The 10,674-nt window shown below is 43.2% G+C and carries 7 protein-coding genes; 5 read left to right on the top strand and 2 right to left on the bottom strand.

The features are described from left to right. The 4 genes from VE944_RS20590 to VE944_RS20575 form a co-directional block, all read left to right on the top strand. A partial coding sequence (locus VE944_RS20590; RefSeq protein WP_324981144.1) for a DUF1574 family protein occupies positions 1 to 1,801 on the top strand: 1,801 nt, incomplete at its 5' end. A 142-nt stretch (positions 1,802 to 1,943) separates the two neighbouring features. Then, positions 1,944 to 3,443 (top strand): MBOAT family O-acyltransferase, encoded by a 1,500-nt coding sequence (locus tag VE944_RS20585; RefSeq protein ID WP_324981141.1) that lies wholly within the window; start codon positions 1,944 to 1,946, stop codon positions 3,441 to 3,443. A 353-nt stretch (positions 3,444 to 3,796) separates the two neighbouring features. Beyond that, positions 3,797 to 4,879, top strand: a complete 1,083-nt coding sequence (gene psbA / locus VE944_RS20580) for a photosystem II q(b) protein (RefSeq protein WP_324981138.1) — start codon at positions 3,797 to 3,799, stop codon at positions 4,877 to 4,879. A 316-nt stretch (positions 4,880 to 5,195) separates the two neighbouring features. Next, positions 5,196 to 6,587 (top strand): malic enzyme-like NAD(P)-binding protein, encoded by a 1,392-nt coding sequence (locus VE944_RS20575; RefSeq protein ID WP_324981135.1) that lies wholly within the window; start codon positions 5,196 to 5,198, stop codon positions 6,585 to 6,587. A gap of 119 nt (positions 6,588 to 6,706) precedes the next feature. Here the strand turns inward: VE944_RS20575 and VE944_RS20570 are convergent, their stop codons facing one another. After that, a complete protein-coding gene (locus tag VE944_RS20570) occupies positions 6,707 to 7,558 on the bottom strand; it encodes an Rpn family recombination-promoting nuclease/putative transposase (protein ID WP_324981131.1) in 852 nt (283 codons plus the stop codon). 159 nt (positions 7,559 to 7,717) lie between these two features. On the opposite strand from VE944_RS20570, the gene VE944_RS20565 reads away from it, so the two are divergent. Next, positions 7,718 to 10,003 (top strand): alkaline phosphatase D family protein, encoded by a 2,286-nt coding sequence (locus VE944_RS20565; protein ID WP_324981127.1) that lies wholly within the window; start codon positions 7,718 to 7,720, stop codon positions 10,001 to 10,003. A gap of 96 nt (positions 10,004 to 10,099) precedes the next feature. On the opposite strand, the gene ilvN is transcribed toward VE944_RS20565, so the two are convergent. Then, positions 10,100 to 10,618 carry an acetolactate synthase small subunit gene (gene ilvN, locus VE944_RS20560; RefSeq protein ID WP_229551628.1) on the bottom strand — a complete coding sequence of 173 codons (519 nt, stop codon included), beginning with the start codon at positions 10,616 to 10,618 and terminating at the stop codon, positions 10,100 to 10,102. Between the last annotated feature and the right edge of the window lie 56 nt (positions 10,619 to 10,674).

Below are 10,674 nucleotides of genomic sequence, written 5' to 3'. Positions count from 1 at the left end.
AGTAGCAACTAAAGTTACGCAGTTTATCCGCCAGTTAAAAATTCCCGGTATTATGGGGGTACGTGTCTACGGTCGCCGGGCTGGGAATAAAGAGCCTTTTTGGAACTATGGCGTTGATATTGAGCATCGCCAACGTTTAGTCCCAGAAGCAACCCCAGAATTTGCTGCTACTTCTAAATACGTTAACGATTTAGTAACCTCTGAGACTAGTGAGCCAATTTTGCGCCCCGACTTAACCACAGAAGAAGTTCAAAGTTTTGTGACAGAAGTTGCGCGAGATTGGATGACAACGACGAGTGCAACCGCGAAAAAATTCCTGTTACAAAGCCAGTTATTTATCGAAAGCGATCAGTCAGCAGAACAAAGCCCTGATGTTCAAGGACTTAAGGTTGCTTTAGTGTGGGGAACGCTGGGATTATTGCTTACACTTCAAACTGATTGGGTGTTGGGTCGAATTATTGCAAGTACTACGCCGACGCCAAAAGTAGCCAGTGTCTTACCTTCATCATCTTCTAGTGAAAAGGCATCTTTAATATCTGGGAAAACTCAGAGTGAGAAAACGACATTTTTTACCAGCACTTCCAAAACTAAATCTTCTCCAAATCAGAGTTCTGTATTTAATGCTTCGGAGTTTACCCAAAGTGATGATACCCCGACAAATAATTTGGCAGCCGCACCACTGAAGGAAAAAGCAACCGCTACTGCTATTCTTTTAGCAGCGCGATCGCAGATGCCAAGTTTCAATGTCAGGCAGTTAGACGAGCAACTAGCACTGTATAAACAGCGTTTGGCTAGAACTGGTACTCCACCAGATGTGTTGATTATTGGCTCCTCCCGCGCTCTCAGGGGAGTAGATCCCGCAGCACTTTCTAAAGCTTTAGCGACTCAGGGCTATCCAAATCTTGATGTATTTAACTTTGGAATCAACGGTGCTACTGCACAAGTTGTAGATTTTGTGATTCGCCACGTACTGGAAGCATCAGAACTGCCTAAAGTAATTATCTGGGCAGATGGGGCCCGTGCCTTCAACGGTGGACGTGAGGATATGACCTTTAAATCCATCGCTGCATCGGCTGGTTATAAACAAGCATTCCAAAAAGCCCCAACAACTACCAATAGCAGCGATTTACCCGAAAATCCGGTAAATTCGGGAGAAGAAAAGATAAAAGAAGAAAAACCGGAGATTGGTGCCTATGAAGCTGTGAATCAGTCATTAAATCAGGCTCTAGCATCTCTTTCTGCTAGCTATCCAAACCGTGACCAAATTAAAAGTTTACTGCAAAAACAACTGCTTATAAGTGGTCGGAATCAGACGGTTGGATCACAAAAACAGCTAATAGACGGTACTTCAGATGAAATGACTTCCCAGCAAGCAGTTGATTTTGATGGCTTTCTACCTTTGTCGATTCGCTTCAATCCTGCAAGATACTATCAAAAACATTCTAGAGTTACCGGAAATTACGACAACGACTATAAATCTTTCCAAATAGAAGGACAGCAAGATGCTGCCTTTCAAGAAGTGCTTCAGTTTGCCCAGTCTCAGAAAATTTCCTTAGTGTTTGTCAACATGCCTCTCACGGCAGATTATTTAGATCCAGTGCGTAAACAACATGAGCAAGAATTTCAAGAATATATGTTGCGTCTAGCTACTAGTCCCAACTTTATTTATCGAGATTTGAGCCAACAGTGGCCAAAAACAAATGATTACTTCTCTGATCCCAGCCACCTCAACCGCTTTGGAGCATACGAAGTTTCCAAAAAGCTGGCTAATGATCCGATGATTCCCTGGCCAGTGAAGTAGGGGAATGGGGAGTGGGGATGAGGGAGCAGAGGGAGCAGAGGAAGCAGGGGAAGAATAACTACTAATTATTGCTCAATGCCCAATGCCCCATGCCCCATGCCCCATGCCCAATGACAAATGACAAATGACAAATAACTAAAAAATGAACTTTATATCAATTTTTTATGGGCTGTTTTTGTTGAGTGTGTTAGGAATTTATTGGTCTTTAGCACAACAAAAATTGCGATTATGGACGCTGCTAATTGCTAGCTTGGTTTTCTACGCATCTTTGCAGATCCAGTACGTGCCATTACTATTAGCATTGACATATATTAATTTCCGTGTGGGGCTAGAGATTGGTAAAAATACCTCACCAGGAAAACATTCTCTTGACTGGCAAATTTCTAATGAAGAGTGGCAATTTGCCCAAGGTGACTGGAATCGCCGTCGTTTAAAAGTTTTGTGGCTAGGGATAGTTCTAAATGTTTTACTGTTATTAGGTTATAAGTATTTTACTCCTTTATTCAAGTTTGTTTTTAATGTGCAAACAAACTCACCCGATAGCTCTTTTAAATTAATTGCACCTTTGGGAATTTCATTTTTTACCTTTGAATGCATTGCCTATTTAATAGATGTTTATCGCGGTGCCCCTGCTACTGAGCAGTTTCTCAAATTTGCTACCTACAAATTATTCTTCGTAAAACTGATTTCAGGGCCAATTACGCGCTATCACAACTTAGCAAATCAATTCAATACACTAGAATTACCCAATAGCGATAGAGTCGCCCAGGCGCTGTGGTTGATTGCTAGAGGCGCAGTCAAAAAAGGCATTTTTGCAGACCACCTTGGTATTTTTGTCGATTTATGTTTTGGTAATTTACAACGGGCGGGTAGTACCGATCTCTGGTTAGCTACATTTGCTTACGGTTTGCAGTTATATCTAGATTTCAATGGTTACGTAGACATCGCCCGTGGTAGTGCTATGCTTTTTGGCTTGGTTCTACCTGAGAATTTCGATTTTCCCTACTTCAGCACCAATATTTCAGAATTTTGGCGGCGCTGGCATATCACTCTAGGAGATTGGCTACGTAACTATGTCTACTTTCCTTTAGGTGGTTCCCGTCAGGGTTTAGTCCGTACCTGCTGGAATTTATTTATTGTAATGCTAATCGCTGGTATCTGGCACGGTGCTGCTTTGGGTTATGTAGTTTGGGGCATATTGCACGGGTTAGCCTTGGTGGTTCATCGACTTACAGATACTATGAGCGATCGCTTTGAAAATCTAGAACAATTCTGGCAAAATCCTCTGGGTATCTTTGTCGCTTGGTTATTAACCCAACTAATGGTTTTTACATCTTGGATTTGGTTCCGTCTACCTAACCTCGAAGACTCTTCTTTGGTAATTCGGCATCTTTGGGGTTATCCGGCTGACGCCCAGTTTGCTGAAAAAGTCTATGTAGATGCCTTAAATATGAGCCAATCTCAACTCACTTGGGTACTTGTAGCTATAGCTGCCCTTATGGCTGTAGTCTATACCTTCAACCGAATACTGAAGTTAGAGTTCAACTGGCCTCTTAAACTTGTCTTCGTTCCCATCTGTTTCTACGCTGTTTGGTTATTAGCTCCTGAAGGCAGTTTGCCCTACATCTACTTTGATTTTTGATAAAACATAAGACAACTTACAACTTATTATTTCTTTACAAATCAACAGAACTTAAAATTTTTCAACAGGCTATTTGTAAAGGAATGTAAAGGGAAATAAATAGGCGATCGCGTCATTGAAAGTTATAGCTAGTTTGGTGTTGAAACGGCTGACAAAGCCTTAATTTACTACTTTTATCACGATTGGTTATAGTAGGAAAACTTTACAGTTCGATGAGCTTGTTAAAGAATTTTGTTACACAATATTAAGGCACAGATCGCGCCAAAGTAAATTCATGTAGACTGTAATTCAACAGGCTAAAAGACAATCTGCTTGTTCGATTTTTAATAACAACATATAGCACTTATAAAACAATGACCACAACCTTACAACGGCGCTCCGACGCTAACGTATGGGATCGCTTTTGCGAGTGGATTACTAGCACCGACAACCGTATCTACATTGGTTGGTTTGGTGTACTGATGATCCCAACCCTGCTAGCTGCTACTGCTTGCTTCGTAATCGCTTTCATCGCCGCACCTCCAGTAGACATCGACGGTATCCGTGAACCTGTTGCAGGTTCATTGATCTACGGAAACAATATCATCTCTGGTGCAGTTGTTCCTTCCTCCAACGCTATTGGCTTGCACTTCTACCCAATATGGGAAGCAGCTTCTTTAGATGAGTGGTTGTACAACGGCGGCCCTTACCAATTGGTAGTTTTCCACTTCTTGATCGGTTGTGCTTGCTACCTCGGTCGTCAGTGGGAACTTTCTTACCGCTTAGGTATGCGTCCTTGGATCTGCGTAGCTTACAGCGCACCTTTGGCTTCCGCTACCGCAGTATTCTTGATCTACCCAATCGGTCAAGGTTCTTTCTCTGATGGTATGCCTTTGGGTATCTCTGGAACCTTCAACTTTATGATTGTGTTCCAAGCAGAACATAACATCTTGATGCACCCCTTCCACATGTTAGGTGTGGCTGGTGTATTCGGCGGTTCATTGTTCTCTGCAATGCACGGTTCTCTAGTAACTTCTTCCTTGGTGCGTGAAACCACCGAAACCGAATCTCTTAACTACGGTTACAAATTCGGTCAAGAAGAAGAAACCTACAACATCGTTGCAGCCCACGGCTACTTCGGTCGTCTTATCTTCCAATACGCTTCTTTCAACAACAGCCGTTCACTGCACTTCTTCTTAGCAGCTTGGCCTGTCGTCGGTATCTGGTTCACCGCTTTGGGTATCAGCACGATGGCATTCAACTTGAACGGTTTTAACTTTAACCAATCAGTAATTGACTCCCAAGGTCGCGTTATCAGCACCTGGGCAGATGTAATCAACCGCGCTAACTTGGGTATGGAAGTAATGCACGAGCGTAACGCTCACAACTTCCCCCTAGACTTAGCTGCTGGTGAAGTTAGACCTGTAGCGATGACTGCTCCTGCTATCAACGGTTAATTCTGAAGATTTAGCTAAATAAAAAGCGCCCTCCAGAAATGGGAGGCGCTTTTTTTATATAAAAATTTACACAGATAAAATTTTAAAAAAATATCTGGTGTATTTGGGTACAATTACTAAATTGTTACTCATCTATATTAGTAAATGCATTGGTATAAATAAAAATAATTATCAAAACTGTAAGCAGTGAGTAAACTAACTACTGACGGTTCTCTCCAGAGTTAATATTCATTGTATTTCCACTGACTACAACTCTGAAATTTTAGTTTTTGTCTCAATTCAATATAAAATCTAAAACTTAAAATCCAAAATCAACATGGCAAACCTAACTCCTAATTCTAGTTTTAGTTTGACACTGCGCTTGCAGATTCCCAATCGTGTAGGAATGTTAGCATCGATAACCCAGGCGATCGCAACTACTGGCGGTAATCTCGGTCAAATTGATTTAATCGAGCAAACCCGCAAAGAATCCACCCGCGATCTGACTGTGGATGCTGCTAGTACCGAACATGCTGAAACCATTGTGCAAGCAGTGAAAGCATTGCCAGACATCAAGTTACTCAGCGTTTACGATCGCACCTTTAATTTGCATCGCGGTGGCAAAATCAGCATTACTAGCAGAATTCCCTTAAGAAGTGTGTCTGATTTAGCAATGGCTTACACACCCGGAGTTGGTCGAATTTGTACAGCGATCGCTCAAGATCCAGAGGAAGTTTACAAGTTAACCATCAAACAAAACACTGTTGCCATTGTTACCGATGGTAGCGCCGTTTTGGGATTGGGAAATCTCGGCCCAGCAGCAGCCCTACCAGTCATGGAAGGTAAAGCAATGCTGTTCAAAGAATTTGCGGGGCTAGATGCTTTTCCCATTTGTCTGGCCACCCAAGATACAGAAGAAATTATCCAGACAGTCAAGAATATCGCGCCCGTCTTTGGGGGTGTGAATTTAGAAGATATCGCTGCACCTCGCTGCTTTGAAATTGAAAAGAGATTGCGCCAAGAGTTAGATATCCCCGTTTTTCACGATGACCAGCATGGTACAGCCATTGTCACCTTGGCAGCGTTGTTTAATTCTCTAAAGCTGGTACATAAGTCCTTAGCAGAAATCAAGATCGTGATTAATGGTGCTGGGGCGGCGGGAGTAGCGATCGCTCGGTTACTGAGGAAAGCTGGGGCAGAAAAAATCTGGATGTGCGACTCTAAAGGAATTATCTCAACCAGTCGCACCGATTTGACAGAAGAAAAACTCGAATTTGCCGTGAAAGGGCAGGGTACGTTAGCGGGTGCAATGCAAGGGGCAGATGTGTTTATTGGAGTCAGTGCACCGGGAGTTTTGACACCAGAAATGGTGCAATCGATGGCGAAAGATCCAATTGTCTTTGCAATGGCAAATCCCATTCCAGAGATTCAACCAGAATTAATTAGTAAAGATGTAGCTGTGATCGCTACCGGTCGCAGTGATTACCCGAATCAAATCAATAACGTTTTAGCTTTTCCTGGGGTATTCCGTGGTGCTTTAGATTGTCGGGCCCATACAATTACCACCACAATGTACTTAGAAGCCGCAAGTGCGATCGCTTCTTTAGTTAAGCCTTCAGACTTGAATCGGGAACATATTATCCCCTCAGTCTTTGATGAGCGCGTCGTCACTGCTGTTGCTGCTGCTGTACAACAAGCAGCGCGTCAAGAAGGTATCGCTCGAAATTAATTCAAATAATGACTCTTATGGGATGGGTATCTCGCCCCTCCCACAGCACATTCTTATACACAATCTCCTATAGTGAAATTGCCAAAACCAGCAAACCATTTTGGTTAGTCCCAATCATTCTATGATTTCGGTTGTACAGCTTGCCTAACAAGTTGTTCGTCCAAACCTAACGCTTGAGCTATCTGTTCAATACTCAATCCTAACGCCCATAGCTGAGGTATTGTTTCTAGCTTGCCTTCTAGCTTGCCTTCTAGTTTGCCTTCTAGTTTGCCTTCTAACTTGCCTTCTAGCTTGCCTTCTTCTTTGCCCTCTTCTTTACCCTCTGCAAAAACTTCTTGGTAAAATTTAGTTTGCTTTAACTCACTTAATCCGAACATTTTTCTCATCTCCTCCCGGCTCAAGCGCGGCAATTTGTAGATTAATATCGTTTCTATCAATTGTATAATTTCCCTCTGTTGGGCGGCATTGAGAATTTCTTTTCGGGCGCTGTTTACAATCTCTATAGCTTTCGTTGTTGCAGTTGATTCTGGTTCTATGATTAGTTTGACTGTCTCAATGCCGATTGATGATGGGGGAATTGAGCTTAATTCGTTGAGGTAAACGCGAGTCAATCGTTGTGAGTTAAGTAATTCTGCATATCTTTCTGTATCTCCACTATCAACGCTGCGATTGGGAAAGATGACAACACCACGCCAGGTGTTAGTTAATTCAGTTTTGTCGAGATAGTTAAAGATTTCGGCGAATAAACGGGAATAAATTTTTTTATCTGGTTGAAATTGCACCTCAGCAAAATAAATGGGTAGTTCTAGAGTATTGGGTAAAAATACACCATCAATTCTAAATGCCAGTTGTTTGACTTCGACTGAAGAAAATTGGTAAGCACTGGCTAGTGATGGCGGTTGGTTAATGAGTTCAAAGAATGTGCTGGGGAAGCTTTGAAAGATGCGATAAAAGATACTGTCGGTTTTCACTCTAGACAATTGAAGCTAGTTTTACAGTTGATAAGCATATTTTACAGTTTTGCCATCACTCAATATGATTGAGGGCTGGCGAAACACTCGTCCCCATTTGGTGATTGGATTATAAATAAAGCAGGATCATCCAAAACACCATCATGTCAACTGTTTGTAATGAAGTATCAAGTTGGGGAAGAGTTTTTACGAGAACTGCCACTAATTTTGGCGGGGCCAATTCTAAAGCATACTGAACCGGAGTCAGTGACGGTATGGGTGGCACTGAAACAGTCTTGTCAGGTAGAACTCAAGGTTTATGGCACAACAAATGATGGTGAAGTAGTAGGAAATTGCTTGTTGGAGGGGGAATACTCCACAGTTGCTTTGGGTAAGTATCTTCACATTGCTGCTATAACAGCTCGGTCTATAGAGGGGCATCGTTTAACTAATAACCGCATCTATGCATACGACCTCCAATTTACTCTCGCTCACCATTGCCTGCAAATGCAACAAGCATTACGCTCAAACTCTTCTCCTACAGTCAGCATCAGCTACTTTGAGCATCAAAAACCAACCTTTGTTCTGCCGCCAAAGCGTCTGCAAGATTTGCAAATTATTCATGCTTCTTGCCGTAAACCTCACGGTCATGGATTTGACGCACTGCCGATTCTCGACAGTTTGATTGAGGCAAAAGCAAATCAACCACAATACCGCCCCCACCAGCTATTCCTCACCGGAGATCAAATTTACGGCGACGATGTAGCAGAACCGTCGCTGTGGGTTGCCAGTACTCTTGGTGATGCCCTCTTGGGTTGGGAAGAACAACTTCCTGTGAATGCAGTATACTGCACTCCCCAGCAGCTACCCCCTGGAGAGCGAGCTGATGTTGCAACAAATCAAGCTGGATTGACCGCAGGATTACATAATAAAGCTGAGAAAGTCAACAGCCATCTTTTCAGTCTGGGTGAATATTACGCTACTTATTTACTAGCTTGGTCGCCAGTGTGCTGGCCCGCCGCATTTCCCGAAGGACACCAAGTAAAGCGCGATCGCAAAGCTATCAAGAACTGGAACCGACAAGTCCGGCACTTGCGACAATTTATTTATACCCTTGGGAAAGTGCGCCGCGCCCTTGCCAATATTCCCATGTACACCATCTTTGATGACCATGATGTTACTGATGACTGGAATTTGAACCAAGCTTGGTGTTTGCGAGTACTAGGGCGTCCCTTGGGGCGAAGAATAGTCCAAAATGCATTGTTAGCCTATACGGTGTTTCAAGGTTGGGGCAATACACCTGAGCAATTTGCAGAAGGTAAACCAGGTGAAAAGCTGTTGGAGGCTGCACAAGCTTGGTCAGCTTCTCAAGGGAGGGATGCAAAGGCTGATGAGGCGATCGCTCATTATGTAGGTATGCCAGCTAACGACCCCCACACAGACTTACCTATTTTAGTTCGAGATGGTGCAGTGTTCATTTTGGATCGACATCCTGAAGCAATCACTTGGCACTATATAGTCAGGAGCGATTGCTATAAAATAATTGTGCTGGATACGCGGACTTGGCGGGGTTATCCAGCCGATCAAAAACCAATTGCACCACCGATGCTGCTGTGTCCAAAAGCCTTTGAGCAACAACTAGTTTTACCTTTACAAGAAATAGTTGAACAAACTCAGATTCAAACTACATTTGTGATTGCGCCCACGAATGTATTTGGACTACAAGTGATTGATTGGATTCACCATTGGCAGTTACAACAGGAGAAAGTTTTTTCAACAGATGTTGGAGATGCCTGGAACATTAATACTGAAGCACTGGCGAAATTCCTAACCACCTTGTTTGAGGAACGTCAACAAGTGATTATTCTATCTGGGGATATTCACTACAGTTCTGTTGCTCACTTGTCTTATGCACGCACTCATTCCAAATTACAGTCTGTCTTAGTGCAGTTAACCGCTAGTGCATTGAAGAATGAAGAGATTTTGACGCGGCTCATTCATACACGATTGAAACATTGGCTGCTACCAGAAAAGGTGCGACATTGGATAGGTTGGATTAATCCACCCAATATGGTAGAAATTTCAGATAAACAATTACAGCATAATCGCCAGTTGCTGACTAACTCTGAGTGGCATTGTGTGCTGGAGTGGATACCTCGAAACAGCGTTCAGACTTCTCGCTTCAAAGCAGATATATCATCGTTGATAGCTCCCTGGAAACGAGCCGAAAATGTCAAATGGAAATGGTTACAACCCCTGATGTTTTGGAAATTTCGTTGGGTTCAGGAGGGGCGAGAAGTAGTTGGATTTAATAATTTAGGTGTGGTTCACTTTGAGTTAGTAGATGGGAGTAGTTATTACAAAGTTATTCAAGATTTGTACTGGTTTTCTTCTTGGTATCCAACCCAAGTTGTTTACAGCCGTTTTGAGAGCCAGTTAACGCCTAATCAGTCATTGTTACCATGACCCCGTAAGATCCCCCCAACCCCCCGTAAAAAGCTACCGTGTATACACGCTCGAAAAGTGGGGAAGGGGCTAGGGGTGGGGTTCTGATGTTCCCAACTAAACTTTTGCTTCCAAAGACTTGAGTAACTCTGTATTCACACCCGATTCACGAGTCAGGGCAACTTTGCCAGTGCGGGCGACTTCTCTCAAACCAAATTTTTGCAATACCTGCACGATCGCTACCATTTTACCTGGATCTCCTACAACTTCTAAGGTGAGAGAATCTTCCGCCACGTCCACGACTCGCGCCCGGAAAATCTGAGACAGTTCGATCACTTCTGAACGATTGCTGGTAGTAGCATTCACCTTCAAGAGCATCAATTCCCGCTCTACACAAGGAGTTTCGGTAATATCCTGTACCTTAAGGACATTGACTAACTTGTATAGTTGCTTGGTGAGTTGCTCGATAACGCGATCGTCACCAGGTACAACCATCGTAATTCGAGAGACTCCTCCTTGTTCAGCAGGGCCAACAGCAAGGCTTTCAATATTAAAGCCGCGACGGGCGAATAAACCAGAAATGCGGGAAAGAACACCCGCCTCATCTTCTACGAGAACTGAAAGGGTATGTTTCATCTTCGCCAACAGAGGCTAGCACAGGATTTGAGGAACGCAGACTCTAGCACCGCTTT

The organism is Nostoc sp. (genome assembly GCF_035638895.1).
Classification (GTDB): domain Bacteria; phylum Cyanobacteriota; class Cyanobacteriia; order Cyanobacteriales; family Nostocaceae; genus Nostoc.
This window is presented reverse-complemented; position numbering and strand designations above follow the sequence as displayed.

Excerpts from the sequence above, each read along its gene's own strand:
- VE944_RS20585 (WP_324981141.1), top strand. The coding sequence starts at position 1,944 with ATGAACTTTATATCAATTTTTTATGGGCTGTTTTTGTTGAGTGTGTTA.
- VE944_RS20565 (WP_324981127.1), top strand. The coding sequence starts at position 7,718 with ATGAAGTATCAAGTTGGGGAAGAGTTTTTACGAGAACTGCCACTAATT.
- ilvN (WP_229551628.1), bottom strand. The coding sequence starts at position 10,618 with ATGAAACATACCCTTTCAGTTCTCGTAGAAGATGAGGCGGGTGTTCTT.
- psbA (WP_324981138.1), top strand. The coding sequence starts at position 3,797 with ATGACCACAACCTTACAACGGCGCTCCGACGCTAACGTATGGGATCGC.
- VE944_RS20575 (WP_324981135.1), top strand. The coding sequence starts at position 5,196 with ATGGCAAACCTAACTCCTAATTCTAGTTTTAGTTTGACACTGCGCTTG.